Below are 20,926 nucleotides of genomic sequence, written 5' to 3'. Positions count from 1 at the left end.
AGCCCTCAGGAAATCGTGCGGAAGGGTCCGCACAGTGGCGCCTGCACACGTTGTCGAGACGCGAAACGCAGGGAGTGCCATGAGCACAACGACCGTACGCAGGGCGGGCGCCCGGGAGTGGGGAGGGCTGGCCGTCCTCTCGTTGCCCACCGTGCTGCTGGGCCTCGACGTCACCGTGCTGTACCTGGCCCTCCCCTCGCTGTCCGAGGATCTGCGGCCGTCCGGCACCCAAGAGCTGTGGATCATGGACGCCTACGGCTTCATGATCGCCGGCTTCCTGCTCACCATGGGCACGCTGGGCGACCGGATCGGCCGGCGCAGACTGCTGATGATCGGTGCCGTGTCCTTCGGGGCCGTCTCGGTCCTGGCGGCCTGCTCCACCAGCGCCGACATGCTCATCGCCACGCGCGCGGCCCTGGGGATCGCCGGTGCCACGCTGATGCCGTCCACGCTGGCGCTGATCAGCAACATGTTCGCCGATCTGCGCCAACGCTCCTTGGCCATCGGTGTCTGGGCGACGAGCTTCGCGCTCGGCATGGCGCTCGGGCCGGTGGTCGGCGGCGTGATGCTGGACCACTTCTGGTGGGGTTCGGTGTTCCTCCTCGCGGTCCCGGTCGCGATCGTGCTGCTGGTGGCCACACCGGCCCTGATCCCCGAGTACCGGGCGCCGCGGAGCGGCAGGTTCGACCTGCTCAGCGTCACGCTGTCCCTGATCGCCATCCTGCCGGTGGTCTACGCGGTGAAGCGGTTCGCCAAGGACGGCCCGGACGGCCCCACGGTCGCCGCCGCGGTGATCGGCCTGGTCTTCGCGGTGCTGTTCGTCCGGCGCCAGGGCACGCTGGTGAGCCCGCTGCTGGACGTACGCCTGTTCACCGACCGGACGTTCAGCTCCGCGCTGAGCGTGCTGCTCATCGGCCTCGTCGGCGTCGGCGGCTCGATGCTGCTCATCACCCAGCAGCTCCAGCTCGTGGAGGGGCTTCCGCCCGTCGAGGCGGGCCTGTGGATGGGTCCGCCGGCGCTGCTGATGTTCCTGGCAGCGATCGGTTCTCCCCTGGTCGCGCGCCGGGTGCCGCCGGGAGTCGTGGTGGCGGCCGCCCTGGCACTGTCCACCGTCGGGTACGTGCTGCTCGCCCTGGTGGACGCCTCGGGCGGCATCGCCCTGATGGTGATCGGCTTCGGCCTCGTCTACCTCGGGCTCGGGGCGATCGCGGCCCTGGGCACGGACCTGGTGGTCGGAGCCGCGCCGGCGGAGAAGGCGGGATCCGCCTCGGCGATGTCGGAGACCGTGCAGGAACTGGGCCTTGCCCTGGGGGTGGCGATCCTGGGCAGCACGGCGACCGCGGTCTACCGCGGCCGGGTCGACAAGGAGATTCCCGCCGGCACCCCGTCCGAGGTCGCCGGCGTCGCGGGTGACAGCCTCGCGGGCGCGGTCGCCTCGGCACAGCGGATGCCCGCCGGCTGGCTCGACGTCGCCAAGGAGGCCGCGACCTCCGGGATGAACACCGCGATGGCCGTCGCCGCGGTGTGCACCCTGGCGCTCTCGTTCCTGTCCGCCGTCGTGCTGCGGCACGTCGGCGCCATCGGCGGCGACAGCGCCGCCGACACCTCGTACGACCACTCCGGGAAGCACAGCTGATCACCGGCACCACGCACCGGCATCGGCTCGCGGGAGTCCGGTGCCGGTCAGGAATCCGGTGCCGGTTCGGGAGTCCAGCTGGTGGACGTGGATCTCGCAGGCGGTCTCCCAGCGGATGTCCGGCACGACGATGCCGGCCGTCTCCGCGAGCCGGCCGTCACGGTCGCAGTGCGTGCGCTCGACCGGCAGCTGGGCACCGACCGGCTCGGAAGGGAACCACCACGGGCGGTTTGTGGCCGCGGTCGCCCGCGACGCCCCGGAGCACCTCGAGGGCTTCCGCGTGGCGCCGGCGGGCGAGTGGGACGCTTCAGGGCCGGCGGTGCACGACCGCCGGCCCTGATCGTCGGATCGGATCCTTACCTGCCCTGACCAGGTGTTACAGCACCGGCAGCAGGTTCTTCAGCTCGAAGGCCGTGACCTCGCTGCGGTACTCCTCCCACTCCTGCTTCTTGTTGCGGAGGAAGAAGTCGAAGACGTGTTCGCCCAGCGTCTCGGCGACCAGTTCGCTCTTCTCCATCAGCGAGATCGCCTCGCCCAGGTTCTGCGGGAGCGGCTCGATGCCCATCGCGCGGCGCTCCGCGTCGGAGAGGGCCCAGACGTCGTCGTCGGCGCCGGCCGGGAGTTCGTAGCCCTCCTCGATGCCCTTGAGGCCCGCGGCGAGCAGGACCGCGTAGGTGAGGTACGGGTTGGCGCCGGAGTCGATGGAGCGGACCTCGACGCGGGCCGAGCCGGTCTTGCCGGGCTTGTACATCGGGACGCGGATGAGGGCGGAGCGGTTGTTGTGGCCCCAGCAGATGTACGAGGGGGCCTCGCCGCCCGCGCCGGCCGCGCGGGAGGAGCCGCCCCAGATGCGCTTGTAGGAGTTGACCCACTGGTTGGTGACGGCCGAGATCTCCGCCGCGTGCTTCAGCAGGCCCGCGATGAAGGAGCGGCCGACCTTGGAGAGCTGGTACTCCGCGCCCGACTCGTAGAAGGCGTTGCGGTCGCCCTCGAAGAGGGAGAGGTGGGTGTGCATGCCCGAACCCGGGTACTCCGAGAACGGCTTCGGCATGAACGTGGCCTGCACGCCCTGCTCCAGCGCCACCTGCTTCATCACCAGACGGAACGTCATGATGTTGTCCGCCGTGGAGAGCGCGTCCGCGTACCGCAGGTCGATCTCCTGCTGGCCGGGGGCGCCTTCGTGGTGGCTGAACTCGACCGAGATGCCCATCGATTCGAGCATGGTGATCGCCTGGCGGCGGAAGTCCATGCCGACGTTCTGCGGCGTGTGGTCGAAGTAGCCGGAGCTGTCCGCCGGGGTCGGGCGGGTGCCGTCGACCGGCTTGTTCTTCAGCAGGAAGAACTCGATCTCGGGGTGGGTGTAGAAGGTGAAGCCGAGGTCCGACGTCTTCGCGAGGATCCGCTTCAGTACGTAGCGCGGGTCCGCGAAGGACGGGGAGCCGTCCGGCATCAGGATGTCGCAGAACATCCGCGCGGTGCCCGGGGCTTCCGCGCGCCAGGGCAGGATCTGGAAGGTGCCCGGGTCCGGCTTGGCGATCATGTCCGACTCGTAGACCCGCGCGAAGCCCTCGATCGCCGAGCCGTCGAAGCCGATGCCCTCGTCGAAGGCCTGCTCCAGCTCGGCCGGAGCGACGGCGACGGACTTGAGGAACCCGAGGACGTCGGTGAACCACAGCCGCACGAAGCGGATGTCGCGCTCCTCAAGGGTCCTGAGGACGAATTCCTGCTGCTTGTCCATTGCCACATCCTTGCAGTTCAGACGGTCCGTGCACCACCGCCCGGGGTAGGGGGACACTGCCAGTATCGCGACCCGGGATTTCACCCACATTACGCACTCGGTGCGAGAGGGAGCACGTGGCCACCCACTACGATCGGCGACCGTGGCGCACGGGGGCGGTGACCGAGCGATGACCGGCTTTCCCGCCCGTCCGCGCGCATCGGTCCACGGGACCGCCCTCCCGCCTCCCGGCCCCTTCGCAGAAGGACTCGACGACATGAGCTTCGACCCCCGGTACCCCCAGCCACAGGCCCCCGACACCCGCGCGCGCGGCACCCGCAACCGGGCCATCGCCATAGGGCTGAGCGCCGCCGTCGTGGCCGGTCTCGTCACCTTCGGCTCTTACCTGCTGCTGGAGAACTCCGAGGCCGGCGAGAAGTCCGACGACGCTTCGGCGGCCCAGGACGGCAAGCATCCGGGCGGGCACGGCGACTCCCACGGCGACGCCAAGGGCGGGGCCGTCGAGGGGCTCAGGTCCTGGGACGCGGCGAAGCTGGACCGTGAGCATGTGGCGGGCCCGGTCGACTATCCGATGAAGCCCCCGGTCGGCGGCGACCACAACGCGTCCTGGATGAACTGCGACGGCGACGTATACGAAAAGCCCCTCCCGGACGTCAACGCCGTCCACTCCCTGGAGCACGGCGCGGTCTGGGTCACCTACAACGGCACGGCCGCCGAGCGGGACGTCGACGCGCTCGCCGAGCGCGTCGAGAAGACCCCGTTCACGCTGATGAGCCCGTACGCCGGCCAGGAGGGCGCGATCATGCTCAGCGCCTGGGGCAAGCAGGTCACCGTGGACTCCGCCGACGACCGGCGGGTGGAGCAGTTCCTCACCCAGTACGTCCAGGGCGCGCAGACGCCCGAGCCCGGCGCACCCTGCACCGGCGGGCTGACGACGGTGCCGCAGTGACGGCGGGGCGGAGCCCGCGGGACGACGACGCCCAGGCCCTCGTGGAGCGGGGAAGGACCCGGCGTGTCCGCTGGGCCGCCGGGACCGCCGTCGCCCTCGCGCTGCTCTTCGCGGGGGCCGCCGCGGTCGCCTCCGCGCGCGGCGACGGGGGTGGGGGCGGAGAGGGGCGGGGGAACGCCCTCGTTCCGGCCGCCCCGTCCGCCGACGCCGGGTTCGCCCGGGACATGGCCGTCCACCACCAGCAGGCCGTCGAGATGTCCTTCATCGTCCGCGACCGCACCGACGACGAGGACGTACGCCGTCTCGCCTACGACATCGCCAACACCCAGGCCAACCAGCGCGGCATGCTGCTCGGCTGGCTCGACCTGTGGGAGCTGCCCAAGGTCGCCCCGGGCGGGGACCCGCCCATGGCGTGGATGGCCGATGCGGATGGGCATGGACAACGGCATGGGCATGGCTCGGGTGGCGACCCGGCCGGTGACGGCGCTGACGGGGTGCTCATGGCGGGCATGGCCAGTCGCTCCGAGCTGGTGCGGCTCGGGCGGCTCGACGGCGAGCAGGCCGAGGTGTTCTTCCTCCAGCTGATGACGGACCACCACCAGGGCGGCGTCGCCATGGCCGAGGCCTGTGCGTCCTTGTGCTCGGTTCCGGCCGAGCAGCGGCTCGCCCGGGGCATGGTCGAGGGGCAGCAGTCCGAGCTGGGGCTGATGCGGGACATGCTGGCCGAGCGGGGTGCCAAGCCCCGGTCCTGATTCGGGCCGTGCGGCCCGGACGACGGGTGCGTCAGCTTTCGTCCTTCCGCCGGCACACCCGAACGGGTGGTTGCGGTCGCGCGGCCCCGGCGGGCAGATGACGATGGGTTGCGCTCGGGACCGTACGGCAGTGCCATCGGCACGCAGGAGGAAATACCCCATGACGACCGCCAAAGACATCATGCACAGCGGGGCCCGCTGGATCCCGGCCCACGAGACGCTCGACCGTGCGGCGCAGCTGATGCGCGAGCACAACGTGGGTGCGCTGCCCGTCTCCGCCAACGGTGACTCGGACCGGATGGTCGGCATCATCACCGACCGCGACATCGTCGTCGGCTGTGTGGCCAAGGGGCACGATCCGGCGAAGATCACGGCCGGTGATCTCGCGCAGGGCACGCCCCGCTGGATCGAGGCGGAGGCCGACGTGAACGCGGTCCTGGAGGAGATGCAGACCCACCGCATCCGCCGGCTGCCCGTCGTCGAGAACAAGAAGCTCGTCGGCATGATCAGCGAGGCCGACCTCGCCCAGCACCTCAGCGAGGAGCAGATCGCGGTCTGGGCCGAGAAGGTCTACTCCCGCAGCTGAGGCTCCGTGCGCGGGCGAACGGCAGCCCCTGTGCCCCTCCGCCGGTCCGGCGGAGGGGCACAGGGGCGCAGGGGCCACCGTCCGGTATACCCGCCGGGGGTAGGGTGGCCCCATGGCGGGCACGACGCGGAGCGGCAGCGGGACGTACGGGCGGCTGATGCTGTTCGCCGCTCTGCTGTTCGGCATCGTCACCATGCACACGGTCGGGCATCCGGCCGAGCACGGCGGCTCGTCGTCGCTCCCCGCCATGACCGAGCATGGAGGCCGGGCCCCGGGCGTCGTCCACGCCCCGGCTAGCGCTCCGGCGCCGGGCGGTTCCGGCGTACAGCAGCACACGTCGTCGCACGACTCCCCCGCCTCCGGCGCCCCCGTGAGCGGCATGAGCGGCATGGATCCGCTCTCCGTCTGTCTCGCCGTCCTCAGTGTCTGGGGTCTCGCCCTCGTCGGTTCCTGGCTGCTCGGCCTGCGCGCCGATGGGCGGCCCCTCGGTACGCCGGCGGGTGCGGGGCTGCTGCGGGTTCTGCGCCCGGTCCCGCCGCCCCGGATGCCGGTGCTCGCCAGCACGTCGGTGCTGCGTATCTAGGAGTGGGCGTCTCACCTCCGCCCTCCCCAGTGACACCAGGTTCTTCATATCTTCAGAGGTGTATTCGGTATGCCCACGCAACACACTCGACGCGCCGTGCTCGGCGCCGCTCTCGCCGTCGCCGGCACGGGAGCCCTGGCCGCCTGTTCCGACGGCGGCAGCGGCCACGGCGGTGCGCACTCCCCCGGCGGAGCGCGGGACTCCGGTAGGTACGTCTCCCCCGGCGGCAAGGAGGTCGAGGCGGCCGAGGCGGCGCGCGGCTCCGGGCCCGTACGTGAGGTCTCCCTCACCGCCACCCGGGCCCGGCTCGACCTCGGCGGCGGGCGGACCGTCGCCTCCTGGGCGTACGGGGACCGGCTGCCCGGGCGCGAGGTGCGGGTGACGGCGGGCGACACTCTCGCGCTCACCCTCGCCAACCACCTGCCGGAGCCCACCTCACTGCACTGGCACGGCCTCGCCCTGCGCAACGACATGGACGGGGTCCCCGGGCTGACCCAGCGGGACATCGCACCCGGGGGCGACTTCGCCTACCGGTTCGCCGTGCCGCATCCGGGGACGTACTGGTTCCACCCGCACTCCGGCGTCCAGCAGGACCGGGGGCTGTACGCGCCGCTGATCGTCGAGGACCCGAAGGAGCCGTTGGCGTACGACAAGGAGTGGGTCGTCGTCCTCGACGACTGGGTCGACGGGGTGGACGGCTCCACTCCGGATGCTGTCCTCGACGAGCTGTCCGGGGGTATGGGCGGCGGGATGGATCACGGCGCGCACACCATGTCGGGCGCGGGCGAGGACGAGCCGGGCGGCGACGGGCCCTCGCGGATGATGATGGGCGCCACCAGTGAGCTGCTCGGCGGGGACGCCGGTGATGTGGCCTACCCGCACTACCTGGTCAACGGGCGGGTGCCGGAGGACCCGGAGTCGTTCACCGCGCGGCCCGGTGACCGTATCCGGCTGCGGATCATCAACGCCGGTGGCGACACCGCCTTCCGGGTCGCGCTCGGCGGGCACCGGATGACCGTGACGCACACCGACGGGTTCCCGGTGCGGCACACCACGGGGGACGCTCTGCTGCTGGGGATGGGCGAGCGGTACGACGTCCTCGTCACCGCCGGCGACGGGGTCTTCCCACTGACCGCGCTGGCCGAGGGGAAGAAGGCGTCGGCGCTGGCTCTGCTGCGGACCGGGAGCGGGGCCGCGCCCGCCGCCTCCGTACGGCCCAAGGAGCTGGACGGTAAGCCGGTGGAGGCGGGGCGGCTGGTCCCGGACCCGTCGGTGGCACTGTCCGGCCGTGCGCCGGACCGGACGATCCGGATGCGGCTCACCGGCGGGATGGCGAAGTACGACTGGGCCTTCGACGGGCGGCCGTACAGCGCGAAGCAGCGGCGGCCGGTCGAGACGGGCGAGCGGGTGCGGGTCGTCTTCGACAACGGGACGGCCATGTGGCATCCCCTCCATCTGCACGGGCACACGTTCGCGCTGGCCGGGAACGCCGCCGGGGCACGTAAGGACACCGCGATCGTGCTGCCGCACCGGTCGCTGACCGTGGAGTTCGACGCCGACAACCCGGGACTGTGGATGGTCCACTGCCACAACGTCTACCACGCGGAGGCGGGGATGATGACGGTCATCGGGTATCGGGGCTGACCCTCGCGGTGCACGGCGAGTCGGGGCCGGGTGACCGGCTCTGACCTGCGCTTCCGGTGAGGCCGGGCAGATTCCGCCCGGCCCGCCGGGACATCGCGTCAGAAAGACGATTACACTGGCGGACGTGCCTCAACTACGCCTCGCACTGAATCAGATCGACTCGACCGTCGGCGACCTCGCCGGCAACTCCGAGGCGATCGTCCACTGGACCCGGCACGCCGCCGAGCAGGGCGCCCACCTGGTGGCGTTCCCCGAGATGGTGCTGACCGGATACCCCGTCGAGGACCTGGCCCTGCGGTCGTCCTTCGTCGAGGCCTCGCGACAGGCGCTGCGCGCGCTGGCCGCCCGGCTCGACGCGGAGGGCTTCGGCGAACTGCCGGTCCTCGTCGGCTACCTGGACCGCTCCGAGCACGCCGCGGCGCGCTACGGGCAGCCGGCCGGTTCCCCGCGCAACGCCGCCGCCGTGCTGCACCGCGGCGGGATCGCGCTCAACTTCGCCAAGCACCACCTGCCGAACTACGGGGTGTTCGACGAGTTCCGGTACTTCGTGCCGGGTGACTCGATGCCCGTCATCCGGGTCAAGGGCATCGACGTGGCCCTCGCGATCTGCGAGGACCTGTGGCAGGACGGCGGGCGCGTCCCGGCCGCCCGGTCCGCCGGGGCCGGGCTGCTGCTGTCGATCAACGCCTCGCCGTACGAGCGGGACAAGGACGACACCCGGCTGGAGCTGGTCCGCAAGCGGGCCCAGGAGGCCGGCTGCACGACGGCATACCTGGCGATGATCGGCGGACAGGACGAGCTGGTCTTCGACGGCGACTCGATCGTCGTCGGCAAGGAGGGCGAGGTCATCGCCCGCGCCCCGCAGTTCTCCGAGGGCAGCGTGATCCTCGATCTGGAGCTGCCCGCCGCCGAGGCCGTGGCGCCGTCGGGTGTGGTGGACGACGGGCTGCGCATCGACCACGTGGTGCTGTCCGACCGGCCCGTGGACGCGTACGAGCCGGAGCTCGCGGGCGGGTACGCGGAGCGGCTGGAGGACGACGAGGAGATCTACTCCGCGCTGGTCGTCGGGCTGCGTGCGTACGCTGCGAAGAACGGTTTCAGCAGTGTGCTGATCGGGCTCTCGGGCGGGATCGACTCGGCGATCTGCGCGGCCATCGCGTGCGATGCGCTCGGCGCGCAGAACGTGTACGGCGTGTCCATGCCTTCGAAGTACTCCTCGGACCACTCCAAGGGCGACGCGGCCGAGCTGGCGCGGCGGACCGGGCTCAACTTCCGGACCGTACCGATCGAGCCGATGTTCGACGCTTACATGGGGTCGCTCCAGCTCACCGGCCTCGCCGAGGAGAACCTCCAGGCGCGGCTGCGCGGCACGATGCTGATGGCCCTGTCCAACCAGGAGGGGCAGATCGTGCTGGCGCCCGGCAACAAGTCGGAGCTGGCGGTCGGTTACTCCACGCTCTACGGGGACGCGGTCGGCGCGTACGGGCCGATCAAGGACGTCTACAAGTCGTCGGTCTTCCGGCTGGCGAAGTGGCGCAACCGGGCCGCCGAGGAGCGGGGTCAGACGCCGCCGATCCCGGAGGCCTCGATCACCAAGCCGCCGAGCGCGGAGCTGCGGCCGGGGCAGGTCGACACGGACTCGCTGCCGGACTACGACGTCCTGGACGCGATCCTGGAGATGTACGTGGACCGGGACCAGGGGCTGGACGCCATCGTGGCGGCCGGGTTCGACGCGGAGCTGGTGGCGAAGACGCTGCGGATGGTGGATACCGCCGAGTACAAGCGGCGGCAGTACCCGCCGGGGACGAAGATCTCGCCCAAGGGGTTCGGGAAGGACCGGCGGCTGCCGATCACGAACAGGTGGCGCGAGTCGTCCTAGGGCGTGTTCGAAAGTAGCGCCGTCCGCCCGGAGGGCGGGCTCGGCGGCGTCTGGTGCGTGCGTGCCGCCGAGGGCGCGGAGTTCGCGGCGTACGTCCTGGTGCGCCTCGACCGGGATGCCGGGCACGAGTCGGGCCAGGGCCGCCATCGCGGCGAGGCCGATCGCCGCGACCACGAGGAACGTGGCCCGCCAGCCGAGGTGCTGGCCGAGCAGGGTCGCCGCGGGGACACCGACGATGTTGGCGACCGTCGGACCGAGGAACATCGTCGCCACCGCCCGCGCCCGGCGGCCCCCGGCGACCAGCCGGGCGGCCACGACCGCGCCGACGCCGAAGAACGCGCCGTGGGGGGGCAGACCGGCGAGGAAACGGCCGCGACCGTGGTCACAGCTCCACGCGGGCGGCGATCGGGAGGTGGTCGCTGTCGGTCGCCGCGAGCGTCCAGGAGGACAGCGGCTCGACACCCTTGACCATGATCTGATCGATCCGGGCCATCGGGAAGGAAGCGGGCCAGCTGAATCCGAAGCCGTCGCCCGCCGCGCCCTGGGTGGAGCGCATCTGGGAGGTGACCGCGTTCAGCGAGCGGTCGTTCATCGTGCCGTTCAGGTCGCCGAGCAGAACGACGCGCTTCACCGGTTCGTCGGCGATGGCCTCGCCGAGCGCGTCGGCGCTGTCGTCGCGCTGGTTGGCGGTGAACCCGGCGTGCAGCTTCACGCGGACGGACGGCAGGTGGGCCACGTACACCGCGACCTCGCCCTGCGGGGTCTCGACCGTGGAGCGCATCGCCCGGGTCCAGCCCATCTTGATGTCGACCGGCCTGGTGTCGCTGAGCGGGTACTTGCTCCACAGCCCGACGGTGCCCTGGACCGAGTGGTACGGGTAACGGCCGGCCAGCGACTTCTCGTACGTGGAGACCTGCCCGCCCGGGAGTTCCTGGAGGGCCACGACGTCCGCCCCGGATCCGGCGACCTGCTGGGCGGTGCCGTCGGGGTCGGGGTTGCCGGCGTTGACGTTGTGGGTGGCGACGGTGAGGTCGCCGCCGCCGCCGGACTTGTCGGTGAGCAGTCCGCCGAACACGTTGAGCCAGACCACGGCGGGCAGCAGCAGCGCGATCAGGGCGGTCGCGGAGCGCCGCACCAGGCCCAGGACCAGCAGCACCGGGATGAAGAGCGCGACCCACGGCAGGAACGTCTCGATGAGGCTGCCGAGGTTGCCGAGCCGGTTGGGGATCTGCGCGTGGACGACCATCAGCAGGGTCAGCAGCACCGAGCAGAGGGCCAGCACGATCCCGCGCCGCCAGATGCCCCGGTCGGACGTCAGTCTGTCCCGCAGGTCCCGGAAGCGGGACCCGCCGGCCCCCGGCTGCTCCGCGCTGCCGTTGCCCGTGTCCGCTCCGTACGCCTGCACCATCGCGCTGTCCTCACTGCCTTGCCCTGCACATCGCCGCGCTCTCGACCCTAGGTGATGAGCGACGTCTTCCCGCCGTCGACCTACCGGCTCGCCCGGCCTCCGACGACCGTACGGAGATCCCGTACGGAGAGCAGGACGACGGGGGCGGGACGACGGGTTCCGGTCCGGGGCCGGCAAGAGGGCCTTGTGACAGAACGATCACACTCGCCCGGGGGCCAGGCCCCGGGTGCGCATCGGTTCCAGCATCACGCGCACGTCGGCGAGCCCGGCGGCGGCGAGCGGCTTCCACCAGCGGCGGCGATGGATCGCCTCGGGGACACGGGGCACGGCGGCGGGGACGGGGGCGCCGGACGGTACGGACATGCGGACAGTCGTCAGCCCTTTTCGATACGGGACCGTCTCGTATCGTTGAAGCCTTCTTCGGCGGTCACGGGGCCGGGAGGCGGGCCCACTTCCCGAGCGGTGGGGCGGGATGCCACCATGGAAGGGATCCGGGGACGCCGTCAGGGCGCCTCGAGATGACGAAGGAGCCGTTGGCCATGTCGCTTCAGGCTGCGCAGAACCAGTCCTCCCCCGCTGGCGCGTCCGCTTCCCCCGCAGGTCCGTCCGCCGACAGCAGCAAAGCGCTGTACGGAGGGAAGTCCACCCGCCGCATCACCGTCCACGACATCGCCGCCGCCACGGAGCGCGGCGAGAAGTGGCCCATGCTCACCGCCTACGACGCGATGACCGCGTCCGTCTTCGACGAGGCCGGGATCCCGGTCATGCTCGTCGGGGACTCGATGGGCAACGTCCACCTCGGCTACGAGACCACCGTGCCCGTCACGATGGACGAGATCGCCATGCTGTCCGCCGCCGTCGTGCGGGGCACCAAGCGCGCCCTGATCGTCGCCGACCTGCCCTTCGGCTCGTACCAGGAGAGTCCCGTCCAGGCGCTGCGCAACGCCACCCGGCTGATCAAGGAGTCGGGCGTCGGCGCGGTCAAGCTGGAGGGCGGCGAGCGGTCCCACGAGCAGATCCGGCTGCTGGTCGAGGCCGGCATCCCGGTCATGGGCCACATCGGTCTGACCCCGCAGTCCGTCAACGCGATGGGCTACCGGGTCCAGGGCCGCGGCGAGGAGGCCGCCCAGCAGCTGCTGCGCGACGCCAAGGCCGTCCAGGACGCGGGCGCGTTCGCCGTCGTGCTGGAGCTGGTGCCCGCCGAGCTGGCCGCCGAGGTCACCCGTACGCTGCACATCCCGACCGTCGGCATCGGCGCCGGTTCCGCGACCGACGCCCAGGTACTGGTCTACACGGACATGGTCGGGCTGACCGGCGGCAAGGTGCCGCGCTTCACCAAGCAGTACGCGAACCTGCGGCAGGTCCTCGGCGATGCCGCGAAGGAGTTCGCGGACGAGGTCGTCGGCGGCACGTTCCCGGCGCCGGAGCACACCTTCCACTGACACCGGCCCCGGCGCGGGGCCGCCCTGCGCCCGCTGGTTCACCGACCATTTCCCGCACCACCGACAGCCCGCCGACATCCCCCATCGGCGGGCTGTCGCCCGCGCGGCGGCCGGTGCCGGGCCGTGTCGGCGGTCTGTCGGCGGTCTGTCGGTGGTCTGTCGGTGGTCTGTCGGTGGGTGCTGGTCCGCTGGTGGGCATGGAACGAACCGACAACAAGCCCGGCAGCGGCCGGAACGCCGTCGAGGTGCGGGGGCTGGTCAAGCACTACGGCGAGACCAGAGCACTGGACGGCGTGGACCTCGACGTCCGCGAAGGCACCGTCCTCGGTGTGCTCGGCCCCAACGGCGCGGGCAAGACCACTCTCGTACGCTGCCTGTCCACCCTGGTCACCCCCGACGCCGGCCACGCGGTCGTCGCGGGCTACGACGTGGTGAAGCAGCCCCGGCAGCTCCGCCGCACCATCGGCCTGACCGGGCAGTACGCCTCGGTCGACGAGAAGCTCTCCGGCTGGGAGAACCTGTACATGATCGGGCGGCTGCTCGATCTGCCCCGCAAGCAGGCGCGGGCCCGCGCCGACGAACTGCTGGAGCGGTTCTCCCTCACCGAGGCCGCCGGACGGGCCTGCATGGAGTACTCCGGCGGGATGCGCCGCCGGCTCGACCTGGCCGCCTCGATGATCGGCAGCCCCGCCGTGCTCTACCTGGACGAGCCGACGACGGGGCTCGATCCCCGGACCCGTAACGAGGTCTGGGACGAGGTGCGGCGGATGGTCGCCGAGGGCGCGACCGTACTGCTGACCACCCAGTACATGGAGGAGGCGGAACAGCTCGCCAAGGAGCTGACCGTGATCGACAAGGGGAAGATCATCGCCCGGGGCGGCGTCGACGAGCTGAAGGCGAAGGTCGGCGGCCGCACCCTGCAGATCCGGCCCTCGGACGCGGCGGAGCTGGCCGCGATGGCGCAGGCGATCCGGGAGGCCGGGCTCGACGGCGTCGCCGGGGCGCAGGCCGTGCCGGACGAAGGGCTGCTGTACGTGCCGATCCTCAGCGACGAGCAGCTCACCGCCGTCATCGGGCTGCTGGGCGTCCGGGGGTTCTCCCTCGCCCATGTCGCCACCGCCCTGCCCAGCCTCGACGAGGTGTTCCTCGCGATCACCGGCGACGAGGCCGCGCCCCTCTCCGACCAGGCTCCCCAGGAGGTCGCCGCATGAGCACCACGACACTGCCCCCCACCCCCGCCGGGTCCGCGGGCACCGGCCCGTCGAAGGCCGCGGGGGCCGAGGAGGGCCGGATCGGGCTGCGGGCCGGCCTGCGGCACATCGGGGCCCTGGTCCGGCGCAATCTGCTCCAGATCAAGAAGGACCCCGAGTCGATGTTCGACGTCCTCCTGATGCCGGTCGTCTTCATCGTGCTCTTCGTGTACGTCTTCGGCGGCTCGGTCGGCGCCAGCCTCGGCGGTGACCGGCAGTCCTATGTGAACTACCTGGTGCCCGGGTTGATGGCGATGATGGGCATGAACATCGCCATGGCCGTCGGCACCGGCGTCAACGACGACTTCCGCAAGGGGGTCATGGACCGGTTCCGGACGATGCCGATCGCCCGCTCCTCGGTGCTCATCGCCAAGATCGTGGTCGAGCTGGGCCGGCTGCTGGTCGCGACGCTGATCCTGCTCGCCATGGGGTTCGCACTCGGCATGGAGCTGAACGGCTCGGTGTTCGGTCTCCTCGGAGCGGTCGCGCTGGCCGCGACGTTCGGCGCCGCCGTCATGTGGATCTTCATCCTGCTGGGGCTGGCCATGAAGACGGCCCAGGCTGTTCAGGGGACGGCGATGATCGTGCTGATGCCGCTGCAGTTCGGTTCCTCGATCTTCGCGCCGCCGCAGACCATGCCGGGCTGGCTCCAGGCGTTCACCGAATACAACCCGCTGTCCAACCTCGCGGACGCGGCGCGCGGGCTCATGCAGGGCGGCCCGGTCGCGGACTCGGTCTGGTGGACGCTCGCCTGGGCCGCCGGGATCACGGTGGTGATGGCTCCGCTGGCGGTCGCCAAGTTCCGCAAGAAGGCCTGAGCGCAGGAGGATCGAGCGAACGACCGCTACGCCGGAGAGGTCTGCCGGTACGTCTCCGCCAGGGCGGTGGCCTCGTCGAGGGTGAGGCCACCGCCCTCCTCGTACGCCGCCGTGTACGCGTCATCACTGATCCGGGTCCGCACCGCCTGTTCGGCGTCGTTCCGGAAGCGGTACTCCATCACGGTCGGCACGTGCCCTCGGGGCAGCAGCGCCACCTGGAGGCCGAGCAGCCGGGCGGCTGCCTCCGGAGCCCCGGCACCGTCGAGTCCGGCGAGGGCACGGGCGATGACCAGCAGCTGCATGGACGCCAGGTGCGGGGCCATCATCGTCGACAGCCGCCCCCGGGAGCGGCTCAGCCCAGCCAGGCCCCTGTCCAGCGCGCAGGCGTACGCGCCGTCGAGGTTGTCCAGCCAGGCCAGCACCCCGAGCACGAAGCCGTCGAAGCCCGCGACCATATGCGAGCTGAACTCCTCGCGCAGCAGCGTCATCTGTTCCCGCGCCTCGCCGATGTGGCCCTGGCGCCCGAGCAGGAACCCCAGGTTCAGTCGGGCGGTCGGCACCGCTTCGTGGCCCGCGAAGCGACCGTTGCCGATGATCTCCCGCAGAATGGCCTCCGCCTCGTCGGGGCGGTCCAGATCGGCGAGGACCCCGGCGTACCGAGCCCGCAGCACCGCCGCCTGCACCTGAGCGCCGAGCGCCCGCGCGTGGACCACCGCGGACCGGTAGTCCTCGGCGGCCTCGGCGAACCGGCCCCGCTGTTCGTGCGCCTCGCCCCGGGACGCCAGCGATTCCGCGGCGCCCCAGTCGTCTTCGAGCCGAACGAAGATCTCCAGACTCTCGTCGGCGTCGGCCAGTGCTTCGTCCGCCCATTCGGGGCGGTTGGCCAGGATTCTGGACCGCATCTGGAGCGCGGCGCCCAGCTCCCACTCGTAGCCGTACTCCCGGGAGGCGCGGACCGTCGCGTCCATCAGCTCGCGCAGGTCGTCTGTCTCGCCTGCGAGCAGGACCGCGTACATCCAGAGCGACCCGGGCGCACGGCAGGTCTGTGGCTGGCCTGCCCGGTAGGTACGGGCGATGCTCCGCAGCCGTGCCTGGCCCTCCTCGGTGGTCCACTCCTCCATCGTGTGGTCCGTGGTGGCCAGTTGGATCAACCCCACCCCACGCCGCGCCTCCGCCACCTGTTCGTGCACCCACGGCGGCGGCCGGTCGGTTGTCCGTTCCAGCAGGGAGGGGGCCGGGACGCCGGGCGGGGCGAACGGGTCGGGGCCGAGCGACGACGCGGCCCTGGCCCATTGGCGGGCGTCCGGGCGCAGATCGCGCATCATCCAGTACCAGGCCAACGACAGCACCATGCACAGCGCCTCGTGCTCGTCCCGGGCCGCTACGGCGTGGCGGAGCGCGGTGCGCAGGTTCTCGTACTCGCGCTGGAAGAGCGCTATGGCCTCCCGCTGCCCGGCGCCGCGCAGCTTCGGCCCGGTGGTGCGGGCCAGCTCCCGGTAGTGGACCAGGTGGCGGCGCTCGACGGCGTCCCGCTCGCCCGCCTCCTCCAGACGCTCGACGGCGTACTCGCCGACGGTCTCCAGCAGCCGGTAGCGCATCTCCTCGTCGTCGCCGGGCTCGGCCACGACGAGGGACTTGTCGACGAGGGAGCCGAGCAGAAACGCGACGTCGAGTGAGTCCACGGTGACGCCGTCGTCCGGTGCGGGCAGTGCGCAGACCTCCTCGGCGGCGGCGAGGGAGCAGCCTCCGGCGAAGACGGACAGACGGCGCAGTACGGCACGTTCGGCGGCGTCGAGCAGGTCCCAGGACCAGTCGACGACGGCGCGCAGGGTCTGCTGGCGGGGCAGCACGGTCCGGCTGCCGCCGGTGAGGAGGCGGAAGCGGTCGTCCAGCCGGTCGGCGATCTGGCGCGGGGTGAGCATCCGCAGCCGCGCGGCGGCCAGTTCGATGGCGAGCGGCAGGCCGTCCAGACGGCGGCAGATCTCGGCGCAGGCGGCCGCGGTCGCCTCGTCCGCGTCGATACGGAAGCCGGGGCGGGCGGCGGCCCCGCGCTCGGCGAGCAGGCGCAGCGCCATCGGGCCGGGCAGCGGATCGACGGGGCGCACGAACTCGCCCGGCACGCCGAGGGGTTCGCGGCTGGTGGCGAGGACGGTGAGCTGCGGGCAGTGGGTCAGCAGATGGTCGGTGAGGGCGGCCGCTGCCCCGACGACGTGCTCGCAGTTGTCCAGGAGGAGCAGCATCCGGCGCGGGGCGCAGTGCTCGGTGAGGCGTACGAGAGGGTCGGCGCCGACGCGGTCGGTGGCCCGCAGCTCCTCGGCTCCGGCCCCGCGCAGCACGGTCTCCCGGGCGCCGAGCGCGGTCAGGACGGCTTCGGGCACGATGCCGGGGTCGTCGACGGGGGCCAGTTCGGCGAGCCAGACGCCGTCGGGCCAGGCCTCGGCGGCGGCCTCCGCGGTCTCCTGGGACAGCCGGGTCTTTCCGGCGCCTCCGGGTCCCAGCAAGGTGACGAGCCGGGCGTGGCCGAGGTCCTCGCGCAGGGCGGCGATGTCGGTGTCGCGGCCGACGAAACTGGTGAGCCGGGCGCGGAGGTTCCCGTGGGCGGGCGGGTTCTTCAGGGCGGCTCCCGCGCCGGCGGCGAGCGGATTTCCCGGCGCGGGCTCCGGTCCGGGCGGGGCAGAGGGCCTCGGTCCGGCCGGTTCCTGGTGGAGGAGATCGGAGTGCAGGGCGCGCAGGGCCGGGCCGGGGGCCGTGCCGAGGCGGTCGTCGAGCAGGGTGCGGACCTCCTCGTACGCGGCCAGCGCCTCGGCGGGGCGTCCGGCGTCCCGCAGGGCCCTGATGCGCAGCGCCTGGAGCGGCTCGTCGAGCGGGTGGGCGTCGCAGAGCGCGGCCAGTTCCGCCAGCGCCGCCCCGGGGTTCCCGACGGCGAGGAGGGCGCCCAGCCCGGCCCGCCGCGCGTCGAGCCTGCGGGCCTCCCAGCGGGACGCGGTCGCCGCCCGGTCGGGCAGATCGGCGAGGGCGGGCCCGTTCCACAGCGCGAGGGCCTCTCCCAGGACGGCGAGGGCGCTCGAAGCGTCGCCGTCCTCCAGGGCCCGGCTCCCCTCCCACGTCAGGCGCTCGAAGCGGTGCAGGTCCACGGCGTCCGGCGGGGCGGCGAGCCGGTAGCCGCCCGCCACGGACTCGACGGCGCTCCGGCCCAGGGCCCGCCGCAGCCGGGCGACGAGGGCCTGGAGGGCGCCGGCCGCGTCGGCGGGCGGGTCGCCGTCCCACACCTCGTCGACGAGGACCCCGGCCGGGACGGTGCGTCCGGGGCTCAGCGCGAGAACGGTGAGCAGGGCGCGCAGCCGCGCCCCGCCGAGGGCGACGGCTGTGCCGTCGTCGCGAAGTGCCCGGGTGGTGCCGAGGATGCAGTAGCGCACGGGCTCATTGTCCGTGACGCCGCGCGGCGCGGCGTTGACAGGGTGGAACTACGCCGCCGGTCCCCGACGTTCCCGCCGTGTCGGAACGATACGAACCGTGGGAACGGCACGAACCGCCGGACCGTACGAACAGCCGGGACCGTACGATCGCCCTTCCCGGCCCCGCGCCTTGTCCCTCTCCCACCCCATCCCATCCCATCCCAGGAGTCGAGTGCCGATGACCACCGCAGCCAAACGCGGCGACCGGCGGATCAGCCCGGTCTTCCTCGGCATCGCCGCCGTCACCGCGGTCGCGGGCTGGGCGGTGTGGACGGGCTTCGCGGACGCCACCGGCTTCGCGGTCTTCCTGTTCGTCACCGGGGCCTGGATCGTCTCGCTCTGTCTGCACGAGTACGCGCACGCCCGTACCGCGTTGCACAGCGGGGACCTCTCGGTCGGGTCGAAGGGCTATCTGACGCTCAACCCGCTGAAGTACACGCACGCGCTGCTCAGCATCGTGCTGCCGGTGCTCTTCGTGATCATGGGCGGGATCGGGCTGCCCGGCGGCGCGGTGTACATCGAACGCGGCCGGATCCACGGCCGGTGGAAGCACAGCCTGATCTCGGCGGCGGGCCCGCTGACGAACGTGGCCTTCGCCATCGTGTGCACGGCCCCGTTCTGGCTGGACGCGCTCGACGGGGTGCCGGTCGCCTTCCGGTACGCGCTGGCGTTCCTGGCGATGCTCCAGGTGACGGCGGCGATCCTGAACTCCCTGCCGATTCCGGGGCTGGACGGCTACGGAATGATCGAGCCCTGGCTGTCGTACCGGATCAGGCGTCAGGTGGAGCCGATCGCGCCGTTCGGGCTGATCGCGGTGTTCGCCATCCTGTGGATCCCCGAGGTGAACATCGCGTTCTTCGACGCGATCCACGCACTGCTGCGCGGACTCGGCGTCGAGGAGTACCAGCGGTACTGCGGTTACGACCTGTACCGCTTCTGGCGGGGCCTCTTCGACGAGCAGGATCCGGGCTGCGCGGTGGGCTGACCGCGTGGCGCCTTGTTCAGCCCGCGTCGGCGGCGACGGCCAGCCGGTGCCTGCGGATGTAGAACCAGGTCATGTTCGACGAGAGCCCCGCGATGAGCACCCAGACGATCCCGAGCAGGCTGCCCTGCGCGAAGGAGACCACGGCCGCCACGGCGGCGAGGACGCAGACGACGAGGGCGTAGAGAGCGATGCGGGGCATGGGGGTCGGCTCCTGTCGGGAACGGGTCGCGGTCCCGTCCAGTGTCCCCCATGCCCCGTTGTGCCCTGCCCCGGGGAGCGCTCCCGGGCGGCGTGGCCCGGTCAGACGTCGGTGGTGCGCAGCCCGGCGTGGGCCTTGTAGCGGCGGTTGACCGAGATCAGGTTGGCGACCAGCGATTCGACCTGGTGGGCGTTGCGGAGCCGGCCCGCGAAGATGCCCCGCATTCCGGGGATCCGGCCGGCCAGCGCCTGCACCAGGTCCGTGTCGGCCCGGGCCTCGCCCAGGACCAGCACGTCGGTGTCGATCTCCTCGATGGACTCGTCCTGGAGCAGCACGGCCGAGAGGTGGTGGAAGGCGGCGGTGACCCGGGAGTCCGGCAGCAGGGCCGCGGCCTGTTCGGCGGCGCTGCCCTCCTCCGGTTTGAGGGCGTAGGCGCCCTTCTTGTCGAAGCCGAGCGGGTTGACGCAGTCGATGACGAGCTTGCCCGCGAGTTCCTCGCGCAGGGACTGAAGCGTCTTGGCGTGGCCGTCCCACGGCACGGCGACGATCACGATGTCGCTGCGCCGGGCGCACTCCGCGTTGTCCGCGCCCTCGACGCCGAAGCCCAGTTCGGCCGCCGCCTGTTCGGCTCGCGCCGCGTCCCGGGAACCGAGGGTGACCCGCTGTCCGGCGCGGGCGAGCCGGTAGGCGAGGCCACGCCCCTGCGGTCCGGTCCCGCCGAGCACGCCGACGCTCAGACCTGAGACGTCGGGAAGGTCCCAGGGGTCCTTGGCGGGGGGCTTGGGCGCGCTGCCGCTGTCCTGTGTAGTCATGGGCCGACCCTACTGCCAGGTAGCGCCTGGGAAACCGCCCCCGGGGCCGCGGTTCCGCTCACCGCGCGGCCCTCCGTTCGGGTGAGGGAGCAGCCGACGGGCCCGGCCGGGGCAGGGTGCCGGGCCATGGATGCCGTACGTGTCCCTGCTCCGCGATGTGCCGGGGACCCGGTGGCCGCAGGACGCCCGCCGGTTCGCGCTGGCGCAGGGCGGCTCCGTCGTCCCCCGGGGCGGCGGCCTGCTGCTGGCGGGGACCGAGGCGTACGAGCCCTGGCATCTGGCGGCCCGGCCGGCTGGACGGGGACCCGGTCGGCGATCTGGACGGGCGGGGTGGCGTGTGTGGCGTCGGTGGCGCTGCTGACCGCCGCGTTGCCGAAGCTGGTGCGGTACGACTCGGAGACGGATGAGGATGCGGTGCGGAGGCGGGGGGCCCGGGTGGAGGGGTGACCCGGGGCTCCGCCCCCGCCCCCGCTCCTCAAGCGCCGGAGGGGCGGAACAGATGTCCTCGATCGCCGGACGGGCCTGAGGTGCCCCCGGACGGGCTGAGGTCAGCCCTCGGGAGGGCTTGACCTGCCCTTGTCCTCGTCGTGCCACTTGGGGTCCGTGTCCCACTCCAGGTTGCGGTCGCGGGCCGTGTCCATCGCGTGTTGTGCCGCCTCGCGGGAGGTGTAGGGGCCGAAGCGGTTCTGGGCCGGGCACTCCGGGCCCTCCTCGACCTTCTTGTGCTCCAGGCAGTAGTACCATTCGCCCGGTTTGCCGACCGTGCGCTTCTTGAACAGGGCCATCGACG

The 20,926-nt window shown here is 72.2% G+C and carries 18 protein-coding genes and 2 pseudogenes; 12 read left to right on the top strand and 8 right to left on the bottom strand.

Features of this window, described 5'->3' with window-relative positions:
• Positions 1 to 79: 79 nt before the first annotated feature.
• Positions 80 to 1,636, top strand: coding sequence for an MFS transporter (locus IG90_RS0120355; protein WP_030586185.1), 1,557 nt, complete (start codon positions 80 to 82; stop codon positions 1,634 to 1,636).
• Positions 1,637 to 2,012: 376 nt separating this feature from the next.
• On the opposite strand, the gene glnA is transcribed toward IG90_RS0120355, so the two are convergent.
• Positions 2,013 to 3,374, bottom strand: coding sequence for a type I glutamate--ammonia ligase (gene glnA / locus IG90_RS0120340; RefSeq protein ID WP_030080862.1), 1,362 nt, complete (start codon positions 3,372 to 3,374; stop codon positions 2,013 to 2,015).
• Between the two features lie 256 nt (positions 3,375 to 3,630).
• Here glnA and IG90_RS0120335 point away from each other — a divergent pair, with 256 nt between their 5' ends.
• The 6 genes from IG90_RS0120335 to IG90_RS0120310 all read left to right on the top strand — a co-directional run bounded on the left by IG90_RS0120335 (position 3,631) and on the right by IG90_RS0120310 (position 9,767).
• Positions 3,631 to 4,323: a thioredoxin-like domain-containing protein gene (locus IG90_RS0120335; protein ID WP_030586182.1), complete on the top strand. Its 693-nt coding sequence runs from the start codon at positions 3,631 to 3,633 to the stop codon at positions 4,321 to 4,323.
• Positions 4,320 to 5,075, top strand: coding sequence for a DUF305 domain-containing protein (locus IG90_RS0120330; RefSeq protein ID WP_078585309.1), 756 nt, complete (start codon positions 4,320 to 4,322; stop codon positions 5,073 to 5,075). Before IG90_RS0120335 ends, IG90_RS0120330 begins: the two co-directional genes overlap by 4 nt.
• Positions 5,076 to 5,235: 160 nt before the next feature.
• Positions 5,236 to 5,661 carry a CBS domain-containing protein gene (locus IG90_RS0120325; protein WP_030586178.1) on the top strand — a complete coding sequence of 142 codons (426 nt, stop codon included), beginning with the start codon at positions 5,236 to 5,238 and terminating at the stop codon, positions 5,659 to 5,661.
• A gap of 112 nt (positions 5,662 to 5,773) precedes the next feature.
• Positions 5,774 to 6,244, top strand: coding sequence for a hypothetical protein (locus IG90_RS0120320; protein ID WP_030586177.1), 471 nt, complete (start codon positions 5,774 to 5,776; stop codon positions 6,242 to 6,244).
• A 69-nt stretch (positions 6,245 to 6,313) separates the two neighbouring features.
• A complete protein-coding gene (locus IG90_RS0120315) occupies positions 6,314 to 7,888 on the top strand; it encodes a multicopper oxidase family protein (protein ID WP_030586175.1) in 1,575 nt (524 codons plus the stop codon).
• A gap of 124 nt (positions 7,889 to 8,012) precedes the next feature.
• A complete protein-coding gene (locus IG90_RS0120310) occupies positions 8,013 to 9,767 on the top strand; it encodes an NAD+ synthase (protein WP_030586173.1) in 1,755 nt (584 codons plus the stop codon).
• A gap of 66 nt (positions 9,768 to 9,833) precedes the next feature.
• On the opposite strand, the pseudogene IG90_RS42190 reads toward IG90_RS0120310, so the two are convergent.
• From IG90_RS42190 to IG90_RS44340, 3 genes and pseudogenes are all read right to left on the bottom strand, one after another.
• Positions 9,834 to 10,139 (bottom strand): annotated as a pseudogene (locus tag IG90_RS42190) (MFS transporter); the annotation flags it as partial.
• A gap of 10 nt (positions 10,140 to 10,149) precedes the next feature.
• The gene (locus tag IG90_RS0120305) at positions 10,150 to 11,175 is read right to left on the bottom strand and encodes an endonuclease/exonuclease/phosphatase family protein (protein ID WP_030586171.1); all 1,026 of its coding nucleotides are present in this window, start codon (positions 11,173 to 11,175) and stop codon (positions 10,150 to 10,152) included.
• Between the two features lie 198 nt (positions 11,176 to 11,373).
• The gene (locus tag IG90_RS44340; RefSeq protein ID WP_157846320.1) at positions 11,374 to 11,538 is read right to left on the bottom strand and encodes a hypothetical protein; all 165 of its coding nucleotides are present in this window, start codon (positions 11,536 to 11,538) and stop codon (positions 11,374 to 11,376) included.
• A gap of 176 nt (positions 11,539 to 11,714) precedes the next feature.
• Here IG90_RS44340 and panB point away from each other — a divergent pair, with 176 nt between their 5' ends.
• The 3 genes from panB to IG90_RS0120285 all read left to right on the top strand — a co-directional run bounded on the left by panB (position 11,715) and on the right by IG90_RS0120285 (position 14,685).
• The gene (gene panB, locus IG90_RS0120295; RefSeq protein ID WP_030586169.1) at positions 11,715 to 12,617 is read left to right on the top strand and encodes a 3-methyl-2-oxobutanoate hydroxymethyltransferase; all 903 of its coding nucleotides are present in this window, start codon (positions 11,715 to 11,717) and stop codon (positions 12,615 to 12,617) included.
• A 197-nt stretch (positions 12,618 to 12,814) separates the two neighbouring features.
• A complete protein-coding gene (locus IG90_RS0120290; protein ID WP_030586167.1) occupies positions 12,815 to 13,828 on the top strand; it encodes an ATP-binding cassette domain-containing protein in 1,014 nt (337 codons plus the stop codon).
• Positions 13,825 to 14,685, top strand: coding sequence for an ABC transporter permease (locus IG90_RS0120285; RefSeq protein WP_030586165.1), 861 nt, complete (start codon positions 13,825 to 13,827; stop codon positions 14,683 to 14,685). Before IG90_RS0120290 ends, IG90_RS0120285 begins: the two co-directional genes overlap by 4 nt.
• 26 nt (positions 14,686 to 14,711) lie before the next feature.
• Here the strand turns inward: IG90_RS0120285 and IG90_RS0120280 are convergent, their stop codons facing one another.
• Positions 14,712 to 18,101: an AfsR/SARP family transcriptional regulator gene (locus IG90_RS0120280; protein ID WP_030586163.1), complete on the bottom strand. Its 3,390-nt coding sequence runs from the start codon at positions 18,099 to 18,101 to the stop codon at positions 14,712 to 14,714.
• A gap of 217 nt (positions 18,102 to 18,318) precedes the next feature.
• Between IG90_RS0120280 and IG90_RS0120275 the strand changes: the two genes are divergently transcribed.
• Positions 18,319 to 19,125 (top strand): site-2 protease family protein, encoded by an 807-nt coding sequence (locus IG90_RS0120275; RefSeq protein WP_030586161.1) that lies wholly within the window; start codon positions 18,319 to 18,321, stop codon positions 19,123 to 19,125.
• Positions 19,126 to 19,141: 16 nt separating this feature from the next.
• On the opposite strand, the gene IG90_RS0120270 is transcribed toward IG90_RS0120275, so the two are convergent.
• The gene (locus IG90_RS0120270) at positions 19,142 to 19,324 is read right to left on the bottom strand and encodes a hypothetical protein (RefSeq protein WP_030586160.1); all 183 of its coding nucleotides are present in this window, start codon (positions 19,322 to 19,324) and stop codon (positions 19,142 to 19,144) included.
• Between the two features lie 101 nt (positions 19,325 to 19,425).
• Positions 19,426 to 20,136 (bottom strand): NADPH-dependent F420 reductase, encoded by a 711-nt coding sequence (gene npdG, locus IG90_RS0120265; RefSeq protein ID WP_030586158.1) that lies wholly within the window; start codon positions 20,134 to 20,136, stop codon positions 19,426 to 19,428.
• Between the two features lie 276 nt (positions 20,137 to 20,412).
• Here npdG and IG90_RS46005 point away from each other — a divergent pair.
• Positions 20,413 to 20,583 (top strand): annotated as a pseudogene (locus IG90_RS46005) (MFS transporter); the annotation flags it as partial.
• A gap of 101 nt (positions 20,584 to 20,684) precedes the next feature.
• On the opposite strand, the gene IG90_RS0120255 reads toward IG90_RS46005, so the two are convergent.
• Positions 20,685 to 20,921 carry a hypothetical protein gene (locus IG90_RS0120255; RefSeq protein ID WP_030586156.1) on the bottom strand — a complete coding sequence of 79 codons (237 nt, stop codon included), beginning with the start codon at positions 20,919 to 20,921 and terminating at the stop codon, positions 20,685 to 20,687.
• Positions 20,922 to 20,926: the final 5 nt, after the last annotated feature.

Origin of the sequence: Streptomyces anulatus (assembly GCF_000721175.1) — a bacterium.
Classification (GTDB): Bacteria; Actinomycetota; Actinomycetes; order Streptomycetales; family Streptomycetaceae; genus Streptomyces; species Streptomyces anulatus_C.
This window is presented reverse-complemented; position numbering and strand designations above follow the sequence as displayed.

Excerpts from the sequence above, each read along its gene's own strand:
- npdG (WP_030586158.1), bottom strand. The coding sequence starts at position 20,136 with ATGACTACACAGGACAGCGGCAGCGCGCCCAAGCCCCCCGCCAAGGAC.
- IG90_RS0120305 (WP_030586171.1), bottom strand. The coding sequence starts at position 11,175 with ATGGTGCAGGCGTACGGAGCGGACACGGGCAACGGCAGCGCGGAGCAG.
- panB (WP_030586169.1), top strand. The coding sequence starts at position 11,715 with ATGTCGCTTCAGGCTGCGCAGAACCAGTCCTCCCCCGCTGGCGCGTCC.
- IG90_RS0120320 (WP_030586177.1), top strand. The coding sequence starts at position 5,774 with ATGGCGGGCACGACGCGGAGCGGCAGCGGGACGTACGGGCGGCTGATG.
- IG90_RS0120335 (WP_030586182.1), top strand. The coding sequence starts at position 3,631 with ATGAGCTTCGACCCCCGGTACCCCCAGCCACAGGCCCCCGACACCCGC.
- IG90_RS0120355 (WP_030586185.1), top strand. The coding sequence starts at position 80 with ATGAGCACAACGACCGTACGCAGGGCGGGCGCCCGGGAGTGGGGAGGG.
- IG90_RS0120285 (WP_030586165.1), top strand. The coding sequence starts at position 13,825 with ATGAGCACCACGACACTGCCCCCCACCCCCGCCGGGTCCGCGGGCACC.
- IG90_RS44340 (WP_157846320.1), bottom strand. The coding sequence starts at position 11,538 with ATGTCCGTACCGTCCGGCGCCCCCGTCCCCGCCGCCGTGCCCCGTGTC.
- IG90_RS0120275 (WP_030586161.1), top strand. The coding sequence starts at position 18,319 with ATGACCACCGCAGCCAAACGCGGCGACCGGCGGATCAGCCCGGTCTTC.
- IG90_RS0120315 (WP_030586175.1), top strand. The coding sequence starts at position 6,314 with ATGCCCACGCAACACACTCGACGCGCCGTGCTCGGCGCCGCTCTCGCC.
- IG90_RS0120325 (WP_030586178.1), top strand. The coding sequence starts at position 5,236 with ATGACGACCGCCAAAGACATCATGCACAGCGGGGCCCGCTGGATCCCG.
- IG90_RS0120290 (WP_030586167.1), top strand. The coding sequence starts at position 12,815 with ATGGAACGAACCGACAACAAGCCCGGCAGCGGCCGGAACGCCGTCGAG.
- glnA (WP_030080862.1), bottom strand. The coding sequence starts at position 3,374 with ATGGACAAGCAGCAGGAATTCGTCCTCAGGACCCTTGAGGAGCGCGAC.
- IG90_RS0120255 (WP_030586156.1), bottom strand. The coding sequence starts at position 20,921 with ATGGCCCTGTTCAAGAAGCGCACGGTCGGCAAACCGGGCGAATGGTAC.
- IG90_RS0120270 (WP_030586160.1), bottom strand. The coding sequence starts at position 19,324 with ATGCCCCGCATCGCTCTCTACGCCCTCGTCGTCTGCGTCCTCGCCGCC.